The sequence below is a fragment of the Microbulbifer sp. ABM4_008 genome, assembly GCF_056311705.1.
Map to the genome: position 1 here is coordinate 3,449,941 of NZ_CM149970.1, position 15,413 is coordinate 3,465,353.

General features: G+C 47.6%; 19 protein-coding genes. 4 read left to right on the forward strand and 15 right to left on the reverse strand.

Going from position 1 to position 15,413, the window contains the following annotated elements; translation table 11 throughout:
- Positions 1-160: 160 nt before the first annotated feature.
- The 14 genes from ACYX4J_RS14965 to ACYX4J_RS15030 all read right to left on the reverse strand — a co-directional run bounded on the left by ACYX4J_RS14965 (position 161) and on the right by ACYX4J_RS15030 (position 9,484).
- The gene (locus ACYX4J_RS14965; RefSeq protein WP_445360529.1) at positions 161-715 is read right to left on the reverse strand and encodes a hypothetical protein; all 555 of its coding nucleotides are present in this window, start codon (positions 713-715) and stop codon (positions 161-163) included.
- Between the two features lie 99 nt (positions 716-814).
- Complete coding sequence (locus ACYX4J_RS14970) at positions 815-1,246, reverse strand: hypothetical protein (RefSeq protein WP_476176941.1); 432 nt, start codon at positions 1,244-1,246, stop codon at positions 815-817.
- Positions 1,247-1,348: 102 nt separating this feature from the next.
- Positions 1,349-1,702, reverse strand: a complete 354-nt coding sequence (locus ACYX4J_RS14975) for a hypothetical protein (RefSeq protein ID WP_445356280.1) — start codon at positions 1,700-1,702, stop codon at positions 1,349-1,351.
- Between the two features lie 115 nt (positions 1,703-1,817).
- Entirely contained in the window at positions 1,818-2,102 is a 285-nt protein-coding gene (locus ACYX4J_RS14980) for a hypothetical protein (RefSeq protein WP_444911336.1), read from the reverse strand.
- 99 nt (positions 2,103-2,201) lie between these two features.
- Positions 2,202-2,543: a hypothetical protein gene (locus ACYX4J_RS14985; RefSeq protein ID WP_476176903.1), complete on the reverse strand. Its 342-nt coding sequence runs from the start codon at positions 2,541-2,543 to the stop codon at positions 2,202-2,204.
- 117 nt (positions 2,544-2,660) lie between these two features.
- On the reverse strand, positions 2,661-3,068 hold the full coding sequence (locus ACYX4J_RS14990; protein ID WP_476176942.1) for a hypothetical protein: 408 nt from the start codon (positions 3,066-3,068) through the stop codon (positions 2,661-2,663).
- Between the two features lie 73 nt (positions 3,069-3,141).
- The gene (locus ACYX4J_RS14995; protein WP_282933833.1) at positions 3,142-3,987 is read right to left on the reverse strand and encodes an IS3 family transposase; all 846 of its coding nucleotides are present in this window, start codon (positions 3,985-3,987) and stop codon (positions 3,142-3,144) included.
- 8 nt (positions 3,988-3,995) lie between these two features.
- The gene (locus tag ACYX4J_RS15000) at positions 3,996-4,304 is read right to left on the reverse strand and encodes a transposase (protein WP_282933834.1); all 309 of its coding nucleotides are present in this window, start codon (positions 4,302-4,304) and stop codon (positions 3,996-3,998) included.
- A 522-nt stretch (positions 4,305-4,826) separates the two neighbouring features.
- Positions 4,827-5,174: a hypothetical protein gene (locus tag ACYX4J_RS15005; protein ID WP_444930258.1), complete on the reverse strand. Its 348-nt coding sequence runs from the start codon at positions 5,172-5,174 to the stop codon at positions 4,827-4,829.
- Positions 5,175-5,225: 51 nt separating this feature from the next.
- The gene (locus ACYX4J_RS15010; protein WP_282933833.1) at positions 5,226-6,071 is read right to left on the reverse strand and encodes an IS3 family transposase; all 846 of its coding nucleotides are present in this window, start codon (positions 6,069-6,071) and stop codon (positions 5,226-5,228) included.
- A gap of 8 nt (positions 6,072-6,079) precedes the next feature.
- On the reverse strand, positions 6,080-6,388 hold the full coding sequence (locus ACYX4J_RS15015) for a transposase (protein WP_282933834.1): 309 nt from the start codon (positions 6,386-6,388) through the stop codon (positions 6,080-6,082).
- Positions 6,389-7,004: 616 nt separating this feature from the next.
- Positions 7,005-7,352 (reverse strand): hypothetical protein, encoded by a 348-nt coding sequence (locus ACYX4J_RS15020; protein WP_476176943.1) that lies wholly within the window; start codon positions 7,350-7,352, stop codon positions 7,005-7,007.
- 82 nt (positions 7,353-7,434) lie between these two features.
- Positions 7,435-8,799: an IS4 family transposase gene (locus tag ACYX4J_RS15025; protein WP_476176944.1), complete on the reverse strand. Its 1,365-nt coding sequence runs from the start codon at positions 8,797-8,799 to the stop codon at positions 7,435-7,437.
- A 211-nt stretch (positions 8,800-9,010) separates the two neighbouring features.
- Positions 9,011-9,484 (reverse strand): hypothetical protein, encoded by a 474-nt coding sequence (locus ACYX4J_RS15030; protein ID WP_476176945.1) that lies wholly within the window; start codon positions 9,482-9,484, stop codon positions 9,011-9,013.
- Positions 9,485-10,702: 1,218 nt separating this feature from the next.
- Here ACYX4J_RS15030 and mutS point away from each other — a divergent pair.
- From mutS to ACYX4J_RS15050, 4 genes are all read left to right on the forward strand, one after another.
- Positions 10,703-13,354 (forward strand): DNA mismatch repair protein MutS, encoded by a 2,652-nt coding sequence (gene mutS, locus ACYX4J_RS15035; RefSeq protein WP_476176946.1) that lies wholly within the window; start codon positions 10,703-10,705, stop codon positions 13,352-13,354.
- A 139-nt stretch (positions 13,355-13,493) separates the two neighbouring features.
- On the forward strand, positions 13,494-13,817 hold the full coding sequence (gene fdxA / locus ACYX4J_RS15040; protein WP_108732342.1) for a ferredoxin FdxA: 324 nt from the start codon (positions 13,494-13,496) through the stop codon (positions 13,815-13,817).
- A 62-nt stretch (positions 13,818-13,879) separates the two neighbouring features.
- A complete protein-coding gene (locus tag ACYX4J_RS15045) occupies positions 13,880-14,575 on the forward strand; it encodes a polysaccharide deacetylase family protein (protein ID WP_476176947.1) in 696 nt (231 codons plus the stop codon).
- Between the two features lie 45 nt (positions 14,576-14,620).
- Positions 14,621-14,779, forward strand: coding sequence for a DUF1328 domain-containing protein (locus tag ACYX4J_RS15050; RefSeq protein WP_282931841.1), 159 nt, complete (start codon positions 14,621-14,623; stop codon positions 14,777-14,779).
- A gap of 25 nt (positions 14,780-14,804) precedes the next feature.
- Here the strand turns inward: ACYX4J_RS15050 and ACYX4J_RS15055 are convergent, their stop codons facing one another.
- Positions 14,805-15,347: a carboxymuconolactone decarboxylase family protein gene (locus ACYX4J_RS15055; protein ID WP_413664916.1), complete on the reverse strand. Its 543-nt coding sequence runs from the start codon at positions 15,345-15,347 to the stop codon at positions 14,805-14,807.
- Positions 15,348-15,413 lie beyond the last annotated feature (66 nt).

A 15,413-nucleotide genomic window follows, 5' to 3' on the forward strand; every position in this document is an offset into this window, starting at 1 on the left:
CCGAAATCCAAGTAAGTTAAGAGCGTGAATCTAGAAACTTTCTTAATCATAACGCCGCTATGTGGGGCTTTTGTTGTGTAGTGGAGTTTTGGGGTACAGTGGCGAAGCCACCCCAAAACGGAGCGTAGCAACAAAAGTCCCTACGATTGCATTGTTATATTTATGATACTTCACACTCTAAAAACCCAATACCAGTAAACCCCTTGCCAACCAATGAAGCGATTAGCCCTTGACTAAAAAGGACAGTCCAGGGACAACCTTCTACTAGAAATAGCGGCGGCAAATCTTTCACCGACGATCGCTTAATTACTGGCTCCATACATGTAGGGCCACCCTGTCCATCGAGGAATTCCGATTTATCGTAATTTAAGCAATCGACATTTTTTGTTGGTATTACCAAACTGTAGCCGTCAATTCTAGCACCACTTTTGTAGTACAAAGGTATATCGATTAAACGCACACAAGCGGACGCATGAGTCTCCAAATGCTTTGCAAGCCGATTTGAGCAAATATGCCAACTCAATGGGTTACCTACGTAGTCACATGGTTTTCCTTCGACAAATATTTTTACATTTTCTGGTATGCAATCTTTTTTAAATACACCTTCGGCAATCTCAAGATAATTTAAATCTCCTAAAAAATGCTCAACGAGATACATTGAACAACTTCCGTTGTCAGCAAAGACTAATATTCCAACACTTGGCACTTTGGTCATAAATAAATATAACGCCTTGCTAAACGGCAGCCGAAACGTAGTGTAGGCTGTCCGGTGGAGGGCGCGCTTTTTGCGCCCGGAACGAATTTGAGCAACTTGTTACATGTTTTTGCCGGCATAACCGCGAAGCTTCTCCAGCTCAGGTTTGACTTGGGTGCCCTCAGCATTGAAATAAGCCCAAGATCCATTTGGCATGGTTACAAACAGGTTGTCCTTTAAAAAAAATACGTATTCCATGCCGGTTAGCAAGCCAAGCATACAATTTCCTGGAGAAAAGGGAATTTCTTTTACCAAACCCGTTTTGGGATTATCACCCTTGAAAGACTCGACAAGCTGATACGTAGCATTTACAACCTCATGCGAATCTCCATCATGATTCTCCGCCACTAATTTGGTGGCAATTATCTTTGCCCGAAATACTCGCTCTGCACGATCGAAAGTTTCTTGCTCATTTGGACGAGAAAATGAACACGCATTGGCCTCTTGATATAGGAGGAAAAAAGCTACCAGAAAAGTGAAATATTTAGTCATAGTGATCACATGTAACGTCTTGCTAAGGGGCAGCCGAAACGCAGTGTAGGCTGTCCTGCGGAGGCCGCGCCTTTCGCGGCCGGAGTGTACTTGAGCAACTTGTTATGTGTACTCACTGAAATCTGCTTTTTCTTTAATAAACTGGCCACTAGCCAATAAAACACTCTCGATATCAGCTATTACTTGAGTGTTGTTTTCGGGAGCATAGATAAAGAAAGCCCAGATATCATCATCCAATTCATACTCGCCATTTTTGTACTCCCATAGCGTGATAAATTCATCCGTAGCCATAGAGATAGTAGCCGTATCTAATGTTGGATGTTTCACCGGCTTAGCATTCAAACCCTCGGCTAATATATCTTGTATGTCGGGAAAGCTTTTACTTCGATGCTCCCCCCAGAACTCTACTAAAAGTTCTTTCGATTTATAGCCAGGTCTTACTCGAAATTTTTCCATACTCTATTTATACATAACGCTGAGCTAACCGGCAGCCAGTGCGAAGCACGCTTTTGGCAGTCCGACGGAGGCCGCTTGCGGCCGGAGTGTAGTTGAGCGTTTTGTTATGTGTCTGCTACTCATCATCTAATGTATCCTGCGCTGATTCCCTTAGCCATTCATCAGCTTGCTTTTCTTGCAGCAACCATTTAGCAAGAGGCTTCGTTAGCGGATGATTTCGAATGCTCAGTTTGCCTAGTGCGATAGTTGCACAATTTGGCTCTGAGACATAATCCTTTATAAGAGCCACCAGAGTATCATCTGAAACTGCCTTCCAATCAGGCTCTGACGGATATAAAAACTGAATCTCATTTGCCTCTGAGAGATTTAGATCCCTCACATTTATCGTTTCAAATTTCATATCTGGTTTTGCACATAACGACCACAGCACGGGCGGCTGGAGCGCAGCGTAGGCCGTCCCGCGAAGGACCAAAGGGCCGTAGCAACGTGCCTGTGATTGTTAGCTGCCTTTGCGTAATTGCTCATTATATATTTCCTGTATCTCAGCATGACCAACTACTCTTGAGCCTTCTAGAACCTCCAGATTAGCACCAGTCTCTAGGCATTTTGGGTATGCCTCTGGCGTGATGAATTTAACAAATGCTAGAGTGCGCCTGTTAGGTTCCGCAATCCCCGTATCAATAAACCAATGAATTGTAGTCGTGAGGTAGTCGGCTTTAACCCTGTAATGAGGTCGGTATCCATTCTTTACGATAATATCTTTACCGGAAAGACATACCTGCACAAGAGCATCAGGCTCCCAGTCTGGATTTTCAATTCTATCGAATTTATCAGATATCACATTTGTCTCTTACAACAGTTAACGCCCGCAGCTGCGGACGACTTGGAGCGCAGCGAAAAGGCGTTCCGACAGCCTGCGCTTGTTATGTGCTTTAATTTTAACCTTTCGTGCCATGCCTCAATCTCTGATCGAGACTAAATTTATCGCAATCGGAAAGTTTAGCTTTTCGGCATCATATTCAATTTCAACCCAATCCTTCTTGCGCCATTCATTTACGACCCTTTTGTAGATAGAAATCGTTGAAGAATAATCGATTTCTTTTGCCCCGCCTTGGTTGGTAGACATATAACTTGTTAATCCTCCCCCGATTACATCAGCCTGAAGAGGTGACAAACAATGCTCAAGAATATGCTCTTCAATAATTTCTCTAGGAAAAATATCTTGAAGCTTGTAGTCATCTGTAGAGAATTTACTTAGGCCAAAAACAACTTCATCACAAAAATCATATGTTGGCTGATAATGCTTTATGTAGAAGTCAGCCCTTTCTTTGAGATGATTAATTAACTCATCGATACCTGAAGTCATATTCTATCTCTAGGTTGCCATATTAGAACCGATGTGGGGCACTGGTCTTGCCCACAAAAAGTAGACACTCTAACTATGCGTATTTTCGTTCATACTCTGCTGGACTTACATAGCCCAATGCAGAGTGCCTACGAACCCTATTGTAGAAAATCTCAATGTATTCAAACACCTCAGATTTTGCTTGCTCTTCGCTTTCGAATGTTCCGGCATAGACCAGCTCGACTTTTAGCCTGCTAAAGAATGATTCCATTGCCGCATTATCCCAACAGTTAGCCTGGCGACTCATACTCGGCTTGCACTTACTTTCGGACAAGAGATCCTGGTATTTCTGCGATCGATATTGCACACCCCTGTCAGAGTGAACTAGCAGTCCAGGCTTTATTGGTCGTCGCTCTAGGGCCATTTTCAATGCTCGACGTGTCAATTCATCGGTCATCTGCGAGTCGAATGCCCAACCTACAATACGTCGAGAGTACAGATCCATAACTACCGCGAGGTATAGCCACCTATCCAGAACCCAGATATACGTAATGTCACTGGTCCAGCGGCAATTTGGTCGATCCACATCAAAGCAACGCTTAAGTAAGTTGGCGGAGACGTTAATGCTCCCCTCTACGGGCTGACTATATCGAAAGCCTTTGCCGTTTCTCGCTTTAATATGTTCCTGTTGCATAAGCTTAGCGACGTAGTTCCGCGAGCATGGCTCACCTAACTCTTGAAGCTCGCAAGCAATTCTAGGCGCGCCATAACGACCTTTAAACTCAACAAACGTCTCTCGGATTTTCTCGATTGTTCGTATCTCTCTAATCGTGCGAGCAGATGGCAATCGCCCCCGCCATCGATAATAACCCGATCTTGAGACTTCTAAACACCGACACATCAAACTAACCGGGAATGACCCTACATGCTCTTGTATCAATGCGTACTTTACTCTTGGTGGTTCGCAAAGTACGCAGCTGCCTTTTTTAGAAACTCAACCTCCTGACGAGCTTCATGCAGCTCCTTCTTGAGTTTGCGAACTTCAGCGCTTTCCTGTTTGGAATAGTCGACACCGTCTAAACTATTGAACTGCTTATCAGACAGTCGATTAAATTGACGACGCCAGTTGTAGATCTGCTGTGCGCTGACGCCTAGCTCTCGCGCCACAGAAGCCGTTGTTGCTCCAGCCTTTTCCGCTCTCTTAACTGCTTCTCTGCGGAACTCCTCCGTATACGCCTGAGTTCTTTTCTTACCCATGATACACCTCCGTGTTAGGCCTAAACCTAACTATACAGGGTGTCTACTAAACGTGGGTAAGTCTTGCACATAACGCCGCTAGCAAGGGCAGCCGAAGCAACGCGTAGGCTGTCCAGCCCAGCCCCGGAGGGGTTGGGCGAGCTTGACTAGCCTGGTTGTGGCTGGCGCGCACTGAACCACCTACTTGCTCTCTACCAGCCAACTTTGGCTGGCCACTGCCCGATAAATTTAAAGGGGAAAATACCATACTTTCCCAACCGGTTAACTATCTGATTGGCACTCCATGATGGCGCAGCTGGCTTGCAGGGCTTGCTGACTTAAAACGATGGCACTGGAACGAAACTGCAGTACCAAATTGCAGGAAAACTCTCAGAAAAAAGTGCTCAGATAGAGATTGATGCTTGCAGCAGCTACAGAACATCTGAAAATCGGCCGCCACAATAACGCCCGCAACACAGGCCGAGTTGCGAAGCAACGAAGGTCCAGCCAGCTTGCTGGCGATTGTGCTTGCGCTTGTTAAGCCTAAAACATTTCATCATGGTTATATCTTGCCGCTGATGAAACATAATCTATGGGATCGTTGAATAATTGTTTAAGTATATCTCTTAACTCACCAATGAATTCATCACCGATAATGTCACAGACTTGTTCTCGAATTCTTGGGTTTGAGTTTGAAATATTTGCCTTAAGCATTTCATTTCTTTTTTGTTCTGTTGAAGCATATGCCCTATAAGTAAATACCCAACCTGATACAAGCTCATCATTATACGATGCATCAATTTCTTCTAGAGCAGTATCATCAAGGCAGAAATCTCTTGCCCGAATGTGCTCCATCAGTTTGTCGATTATCTGTTCTCTATCCTTACTCATGAATTATCCATTTCAGGGGCTGGTCTTGCCCACAAAAAGTAGACACTCTAACTATGCGTATTTTCGTTCATACTCTGCTGGACTTACATAGCCCAATGCAGAGTGCCTACGAACCCTATTGTAGAAAATCTCAATGTATTCAAACACCTCAGATTTTGCTTGCTCTTCGCTTTCGAATGTTCCGGCATAGACCAGCTCGACTTTTAGCCTGCTAAAGAATGATTCCATTGCCGCATTATCCCAACAGTTAGCCTGGCGACTCATACTCGGCTTGCACTTACTTTCGGACAAGAGATCCTGGTATTTCTGCGATCGATATTGCACACCCCTGTCAGAGTGAACTAGCAGTCCAGGCTTTATTGGTCGTCGCTCTAGGGCCATTTTCAATGCTCGACGTGTCAATTCATCGGTCATCTGCGAGTCGAATGCCCAACCTACAATACGTCGAGAGTACAGATCCATAACTACCGCGAGGTATAGCCACCTATCCAGAACCCAGATATACGTAATGTCACTGGTCCAGCGGCAATTTGGTCGATCCACATCAAAGCAACGCTTAAGTAAGTTGGCGGAGACGTTAATGCTCCCCTCTACGGGCTGACTATATCGAAAGCCTTTGCCGTTTCTCGCTTTAATATGTTCCTGTTGCATAAGCTTAGCGACGTAGTTCCGCGAGCATGGCTCACCTAACTCTTGAAGCTCGCAAGCAATTCTAGGCGCGCCATAACGACCTTTAAACTCAACAAACGTCTCTCGGATTTTCTCGATTGTTCGTATCTCTCTAATCGTGCGAGCAGATGGCAATCGCCCCCGCCATCGATAATAACCCGATCTTGAGACTTCTAAACACCGACACATCAAACTAACCGGGAATGACCCTACATGCTCTTGTATCAATGCGTACTTTACTCTTGGTGGTTCGCAAAGTACGCAGCTGCCTTTTTTAGAAACTCAACCTCCTGACGAGCTTCATGCAGCTCCTTCTTGAGTTTGCGAACTTCAGCGCTTTCCTGTTTGGAATAGTCGACACCGTCTAAACTATTGAACTGCTTATCAGACAGTCGATTAAATTGACGACGCCAGTTGTAGATCTGCTGTGCGCTGACGCCTAGCTCTCGCGCCACAGAAGCCGTTGTTGCTCCAGCCTTTTCCGCTCTCTTAACTGCTTCTCTGCGGAACTCCTCCGTATACGCCTGAGTTCTTTTCTTACCCATGATACACCTCCGTGTTAGGCCTAAACCTAACTATACAGGGTGTCTACTAAACGTGGGTAAGTCTTACACCTAACGCCCACAGCAGGGGCGGCTTACCTTGTGCGCCTTTTGCGCGAAAATGGGAGCGTAGCGACCCGCGTAATAGGCGCACAAGGTAAGACGTCCTGCGGAGGGCCGAAGGCCCGGAGCTTTACTGCCTGTGATTGTTAGTAACTTGGTGGCACTCACTCTGCGGTACCTCCCGCGCCATAAGGTGACTTAGGGAGCTTAGTACCACACCAAGGGCAGTACGAGATGAGATTCCCTCCGCCAATCACTCTTTCTGGAACTTCAATGTACCAGACTGAATCTTTTTGGAATGAACTGGTGAATTTAACAATAACTTCATCACCACTCTCAGCTTCCTCTACAGAAGAAAATAGGCCGATACAGCAGTAATTTTTTATTTTCTCAACTCTGTCCATATCACTCAACACAAAGAAACTTCGCTTCACTCGTATTGCTAACGCCGCGTTCAGCTGCGGCCAAAGTTGGGCGGTTTTTGTGGTATAAGCGCAGCGACCGCAAAAGCCGCACAGCTTTTGGCGTCGTGCTGCAACGCTTTGTTATGCGTATACTACACACTAAACTTCAACAACAACATGCTAAAGAAAAATACGACTATTACACCCACCAAAAAAGATAAAAACTTTAAAAAAATATTGTTCTTCTCGAATTCCTTTAAAGAGTAATGATAAGTGACGCCACCAAATTTCTTAGTCATGTAATACACACCATAACTTAACAAAGCAATAAAGGCTCCCATCTGGAGAAGCAACACCCAATCAAAAAGCGCAAAGAATATGAAAGGGGTACTGGCCACTGCCATGACAGCACCATATAAAAAACCTTCAGGAACTTCTTCATATTTTAATTTGGTTCCGCAGTCTTCGCAGACACCAAACATTGTTCGAGACTCACCCAAGGAAACGCCTGGGTTAAATTTTTTCTTACATTTCTCACAAATCATAATCTACGCATAACGCCGCGTCTGTGTTTTATACACATCATTTAAGTTCATTTAAAGCCTCTGCTGCCTCCATATAATGGAGAAGTTTAGTGTACCCCTGCCAAACGGTTTTAACTCCAGGCTCACCATCGCCGCTCCGCCCCAGAAAGCCTCCAAGTCCTGCCAACATACGAGTTATATCTCTCATACTTGGAGCTTCATTTGGTGGGGAGGTTTTAGCTTGCATTATCCATATCATACGCCACTCTTTTTCAGAGTAGACTTTCGTACACGACGTATCAGGAAGCGTTCGTGGCCGTGTTGTCATGGAGTGTAGACGCCACCCAATAATCATATAGATTGCAATACAGTTCAGCATTCGCTGCTCGGTTCTAAAGCGATTACTTTCTATCTGGCATCCGCCTTTCACCACTCGGAAATAGGTTTCAATTTCCCATCGACTTCGATACCACTCAATAATGATCCTCGCTTGCTTAAAGTCCTCAACTGCAAGCTCGGTCAGCAGCATCCATTCAATACCTTTTTCCCCTTCTGGTGGGCTTAATTCCTTAGCAAAGACTGCGTAGAGAGAAAGAGGTCGTTTTGATTTTCCTTTTCCCTGCAATCTTACTTCTGCAATGGATACACTGACCTTAGCTTCCCTTTCTGGCTGTCCATTCCTTTTGGGGATACCTACTGAGTATTTCCCGATGGACTTCTGCTTGGTCATATAGTCCCAAAGTAAAGTCGTATCTTCTCCTTCGATCTCTAAACTACGATTAGCCTTGGCTCGAATAATATAGCTTGCACGCCGCTGTTCATTTTGATCTTCAGCTAATTGAAACCACTCATGAATATCCCCCTCTCTATCCGCGATGCTCACAATCGTGGTTTCAGGGCAGCGCTCTTGTATCTCACAAGCTGATTCATAATGGTCTAGCCAGCGTCGACTCTCTTTATCTTGTATCGACTTGGTATAGCGAGAATTAGCACTAGATTCTTTATCTCGCTGCCACATGCTACCCTCAATAATACCCAGATTATCTCTGGATGGTGTTATAGCGATAGACGTATGTAGGAGCTGCTGATTAGTCTCTTTGCGTCGGAGTGTTCCCATTTCTTTGCTTTCTAAATCGGTAGCAAAATTTAGGAAAGTGGTATCCTGAGGGATAAGAACAACTGGTTGAACCTTGATTCTTTCAAGAGTGGCTGATTTATGGCCACTCATAATGGAGTCAAAGCTGACTTTATCATTTTCGATAAATCGATAGGCTGCAAAGGTTTCTGCCCAAGACTTGTTTGCACAGGGAATGCTACCCTTTGGGTCGGAACTTAAATTACTGAGAATATTGGACAAGCGCTTATTCAATCGTGTATCACCCATAACCTGATTTTTCACTTCGTCCCTGACCCAGTCCTGCATAATTATCCAGCCAAATTTGTAGCCCCTATAACGTACAAACTGTAACTCATTGATTTTTATAATAAAACTGAAAAAACTTGTGTATAAAACTTAGCGCCGCGTTCAGGGGCGACCAAAGCGGCGCACCGCCTTGTGTATAATGTGAGCGCAGCGAATTACACAAAAAAGGTGCATAGCTTTGGGAGTCCACTGCAACGCCTTGTTAGCAATTTTATCCAGGCATGCAGTAATTGTCATAAGAGTCCAACCACTGTTGCGTGATTTCCTGACGCTCGACATTAGTACAAACGACCATGTTTTGATCAATTTGTGTAATAGCGATAACAAAGCCCATTTCATTTTTTGGGAGATACTCAATAGCTGGAGTTATCACATGCTCACCAATTGAACTAAACAATTCTTCCCTGGAGCTTACTTCGCCAGGAATAACACTATTGGGGTTGCAAGTAAGAAATGTTCTCTCTACTTCAGATTTACGATCAAATACAAAGCCCGAATAACTACAAGAAATACCCTTCTGTTGTGCATTCGCAATGTAACCGGATACAGCAACTTGCCGCTCATCAGGGGAAAACAAAGATGGTATTTTTGAAGCAGCATAACCCAAGCCTACCAGCACCAAGATAATTAAAAGGGCATAATTTTCGAACTTTTGCCACTTGGTTTTTCCCATTGACACATTCATAAAAACTCCAAATTACTTATTATTGCTAACGAAAATAGATATGCGGAACCGTTAAGAAAGTTGGCAGTGCCTTTGTGCAAGCAAAGGGAATGACAACTTTTAGGTTTCCGCATAATCGGGTTGTTATTTGTTGCTCGTGGCACTGTGTACAAATCCACTACAAATATCTTTCTTTTATTGTCTACCACGATTCGGAGAGAGAAACTAGCAGCACTAGGTTCGCGGCCTTGCTTCGAAGCGGCTGCGCCGTCCGCATTAACTTCGTTATGCGAGCGTCGCTGAAGCTTCGAAGCTTACATGAAGGTCGAACCGTTGGCTATGGGCTTTCCCGCCAATACTGTTTTTTTATACAGCAATCTAATAATTACCTGCTATTCTTTATTGAACCCCCGCAAAACTGGAGCGAGCGACCAATAACAGTTAATTCAAAAGCAGCTTCTATATATCACCCTTCTCTATAATTCTACTGCCCTCAATCAAAGCCCGCTTAAAAACCCAATAAAATCAAAAAAATACATTGAGTGGCACGAAACGAAACAAGTAGATATAAAGCAGCGTCTTTATAATTCCGCGCTCCCCCTGCTTTATATCATTTTTCACATCCTTTAAAAATCAACAAGTTATAGAATTTTCCCCAGAAATAGGAGCAGCGTCTTTTGAATTCTGATATACGAAGCAGGACTTAGTTATCAGTACTGTATTTCATCAGCCTACTATGCACATATGTCCCAGCTGGAGGGATGCGCTACCGCGTAAAGAATTGGCTTGTTTAGTACTCGACCTTACTGAGTCAGGAATCTTTTTTGTTGAGATCAGCAGCAGATTCATTAGAGGAAAGAAAAGTGACGGTCCTTACCTCAAAGAGGAAAACGTCCCGCTTCCCTACAAGGCTCTCATAAAATCACAGGGTCGCTGCAGGCCATCCCACTTGCAGTTGATAAGCCATCCATAGTGGTTTGCCCCCCACTCTGCTATTCTGCGCCCCCTATAAAGAAGCCCTTCGAACTTTGGCCTGGACCTTTCTGTTCAGATCTTTCCCGATTGTATGCTTCAGGAACATCAGGTTTGGGCTTGCCGTTCATTATTTGATCGAACGCTTCAGCTTATTAAGCCCCCGAGGAAACCTGCCCCCTACCCCAATCTGAGCCGGCCGCCACTCCTGCGGGGCTCTTGGGGTTTGCGAACACTTTTGTAACTTACTGATTTTCTTAGAGAAAAATGCCAAAAACCGCAAACAAGACCAAGGCCGCGAAACCCGAACACACCCCCATGATGCAACAATACATGCGCATCAAGGCCCAGCATCCCCAAGAGCTGGTGTTCTACCGCATGGGGGACTTTTACGAGCTGTTCTTTGATGATGCCAAGAAGGCGGCTGAGCTGTTGGATGTCACCCTTACTGCCCGTGGCAAGTCCGGGGGGGAACCTATCCCCATGGCCGGTATTCCCTACCATGCAGCTGAGGGCTACTTGGCGCGGCTAATTAAAGCTGGTGTTTCCGTTGCCATCTGTGAACAAATCGGTGATCCCGCCACCAGCAAGGGGCCGGTTGAGCGCCAGGTCGTACGTATTGTTACTCCGGGCACAGTCACAGACGAGGCACTTCTCAACGATCGCCGCGATAACCTTCTGGCTGCTATTTCACACTTGGGCGATGTATTTGGCCTGGCACTGCTGGACCTGGCAACCGGTCGTTTTGTGGTTCAGGAAACAGATACTCTGGAAGCTCTGGCCGAGCAGGTGCAGCGCCACAATCCCGCTGAACTGCTTGCGCCGGAAGACCTTAGCCTGCCGGTTGAAATCGAGCGCCGCGCGGGCGTGCGCCGCCGTGCACCTTGGGAGTTCGAGCTGGAGAGCGCTTTGCGTCTGCTCAACCAACAATTCGGCACCATGAACCTCGAAGCCTTTGGGTGCAGCCATATGCACGGTGCTGTGATCGCTGCCGGCTGTTTGCTGCAATACGCACGGGACACCCAGCGTACCGAGCTGCCCCATATTCGCGGCCTGCTGACGGAAAGTGGTGATGAGACAGTCGCCTTGGATGGTGCCAGTCGCCGCAATCTGGAGATTGATCTGAACCTGAACGGTGGCGATGACAATACCCTATTGTCGGTCTTCGATAGCTGTAAAACCGCTATGGGTAGCCGCTTATTGCGCCGCTGGTTCAACAACCCCCTGCGCCAGCTAACCACCTTGCGCAACCGCCAGGATGCCATCGCAGCATTAATTGCCGATTATGGCTTTGAGCCTCTGCGTGATGCCCTCAAACCTGTAGGCGATATGGAGCGAATCCTGGGCCGTTTGGCACTGCGCTCTGCACGTCCTCGGGATTTGGCTCGCCTGGGCCAGTCCCTGGCTCAATTCCCGGAAATCCAGCAACAGTTAGCGGAATCTGACGCAACGTTATTGAATGAATTGTGCAGCCAGATCGGCGAGTGGCCAGAAACCGTAGAGCTGCTGCAAGATGCCATTATTGAAAACCCTCCGGTAGTAATTCGCGACGGTGGCGTTATTGCTACCGGCTACGACGAAGAACTGGACGAGCTGCGCGCTATCAGTGAAAACGCCGGCGATTACCTGGTGCAACTGGAGCAGCGGGAAAAAGAGCGCACCGGTATTCCCACCCTTAAGGTGGGTTACAACCGGGTGCACGGCTACTTTATTGAAATCAGTCGCGGGCAAAGCGATAAGGCGCCAGCTGAATATATTCGCCGCCAGACCCTAAAGAATGCCGAGCGCTTTATCACGCCCGAACTCAAGGAGTTTGAAGACAAGGCACTCTCCGCCAAGAGCCGCGCGCTAGCTCGTGAAAAGGCGCTGTACGAAGAGCTGATCAATCAGTTGAATGAGTCCCTGGCAGAGCTCCAAGCCGCCGCAGCAGGTATCTCCGAATTAGACGTGCTGGCCTGCTTGGCCGAGCGCGCTGACGATTTGCGCCTGTGCCGTCCCGAACTGGGCACTGAGCCGGGCCTGCATATTACCGGCGGGCGCCATCCGGTGGTGGAGCAGGTATTGGACGAGCCCTTTGTGGCCAACGATATTGAGTTGCACGACGACCGCCGCATGCTGGTAATTACCGGCCCGAACATGGGCGGTAAATCTACCTATATGCGCCAGACAGCATTGATTGCCCTGTTGGCCCACTGTGGCAGTTACGTACCCGCCGACAGTGCCCAGATCGGCTTGCTGGATCGTATCTTCACTCGCATCGGCAGTGCCGATGACCTGGCCGGTGGCCGCTCCACCTTTATGGTGGAAATGACCGAGACCGCCAATATCCTGCGCAATGCCACCGAGCACAGTTTGGTACTGATGGATGAGATTGGCCGTGGTACCAGCACTTACGACGGCCTGTCCCTGGCCTGGGCCTGTGCCCACTACCTGGCAGGGGAAGTGCGCGCCTTTACGCTGTTCGCCACCCATTACTTTGAACTGACTGACCTGCCCAACCAGTGCCCTGAAGCCGCCAACATCCACTTGGATGCCACCGAGCACGGCGAGGGAATTGTCTTCCTGCACCGCATCCAGGAAGGGCCCGCCTCTAAAAGTTACGGGTTGCAGGTGGCCAAACTGGCCGGTATCCCCAGTGATGTATTGACCGAGGCCCGCGCGCGCTTGGCAGCATTGGAAGCCGGCGCCCAGTCGGTAGATGTGCCAGCTCCTATTGCTACGCCTGCACCGGCCCCCAAACAGGAGCCGGAAGAAGCCCCTGTGCCAATGGCCGCGGGCCCTGGTTCCCCCCAGCAGGTAGATCTGTTTGGCAGCCCGAGCCACCCGGCCGTGGATGCCCTTGAGGAGCTTGATCCGGACGATTTGACGCCACGCCAGGCACTGGAAGCGCTCTATTCTTTACGCAAGTTACTGAAGTAAAAGACCGGGCGACCCTGGTCGCCCAATTCATCCTGTTATAAACAGTGAACTAAATCGACTGAAAAGCCACTACAATTCGCGCCAGTAATTGATAAAATCCGCTGCACGAAGAATTCAGTGGCACTATCGAGGGACAAACATGACATTCGTAATTGGGGAAAACTGCATTAAGTGTAAATACACCGACTGTGTAGAGGTTTGCCCGGTAGACTGTTTTTACGAAGGCCCCAACTTCCTGGTAATTCACCCAGACGAGTGTATCGACTGCGCCCTGTGTGAGCCGGAGTGCCCCGCCAACGCGATTTTCTCTGAGGATGAGGTTCCGGACGATCAGCAGGAGTTTATCGAGTTGAACGCAGAACTCGCCGAGGTATGGCCCAATATTACTGAGAAGAAAGACCCATTACCGGATGCCGAGGAGTGGGACGGCAAGAAGGGCAAGCTGGACCAGCTAGAGCGCTAAACAAGTTCAAAGAAAAAAGCCGTCATTGACGGCTTTTTTTCTATCTGTGGAAACCCTAAAAAATGAAAATAATAATTAATGCTATTTGCATTTGGCTTTTTGTATTTTCAACCTGTGCCCAGGCAATTACCGGCAAGGATAAATGGGTAGCGCTTATTTTTGATGAGGGGCCCTCCCCCGACAAAACCGAGCCACTGTTAAAGCGGCTCGAATCTTTGGAAGTGACCGCCACTTTTTTCCCTACAGGGCAGGAAATGGAAAGGTACCCGGAGCAGACCCAGGCAATCATTCAGGCTGGACATCAGTTAGGTAACCATGGTTACTCACATACAAACCTTTCCCAGATGCCTTTGAGTAGTGCCAAGGAAGAGATTAAAAAAACCTGTCGGCTACTACAAAGAAATGGCTATACCAGCAAGCCCATGTTTCTCCCTCCTCACGGAAAGATGTCTGACGAGTTGGGCACGCTTTTAAGCGATCACCAGTTCAAGATTGCTCACTGGGATATCGATCCTACTGAGCAACTGCAAGCAGGCGGCGCTCAAGTCGCAGCTGACTATATATCCCAAAAGGCAAAAGACGGAAGTGTAGTTCTGCTGCATCCCATGTATGGTCAGCACCATCAGGTAATGGAGGCCCTGCCCCTCATTACTGCGCAACTCAGGCAAAAGGGCTTCCAGTTTGCCACACTGGAGCAACTAACCCTGATGAAAGCAGGCGACCATTTGGAACCTGTGGAGCGGGACTCTATCAATTAGCGGAACGGGAGCCCAAGGCTCCCTCCACTCTATTGGGAGCCTCTTATGTTGCGCTGGGCTGTCACCTTTCTGGTTATTGCGCTGATCGCCGCCTTCTTTGGCTTTAGTGGCATCGCTTCGACCGCAACTGAAATAGCCAAGATTCTCTTCTTTATTTTCCTTGTGATGTTTGTGCTGGCACTGATTTTCGGCAGACCCAAGTAGAACAGCCGCCCAAGGGCGCCTGTTATTACTTCTTGTGAGGCACTCGGGTCGGCGCCAGGCTGAGCACTTCAGCAATGTGATTGGCCCCCAATACCATCTCCATTACGCCCAACGCCTCAAGAATCTCATCATCACCGGCACCGAGCTTTCGCGCAGCGGCGATCAGGTGCTCGCGATGGTCATCAGGGGCGCTGTTGGCATTGCGCGCCAAGTCAAACAGGGCGTGCTCTTTTTCAGAAAAGTGCACATGCTTGGGGTCAGTGCGAATCCGCATCACTTCATCCGTTTCCACCCCAAGCATTTGCAGGGACATACTGTGATGGTAAATGCCATAGTCACAGTGGTTATCGGCTGAGACTGCCAGACCAATGGCTTCTTTCAGCTGCGCCGACAAACAGCCGTGAATCATCACTGTCTTAAACTTGTACCAGTTTGCCTCAAGTAACCCCGGGTGTTGGGCGTAGACACGGAACAGACTGGGGATTCCCCCCAGCTCGTCATCAATCTCAGCAAAAACCCTGGCTACATCATCGGAAGCTGGGTGCTCGACCAACGGAATACTGCTCATTATTCACCTACCTGTCATCGCCGGGTGTCCGAGTGGCATAAATTACTTTCTGGCACGACATAACAC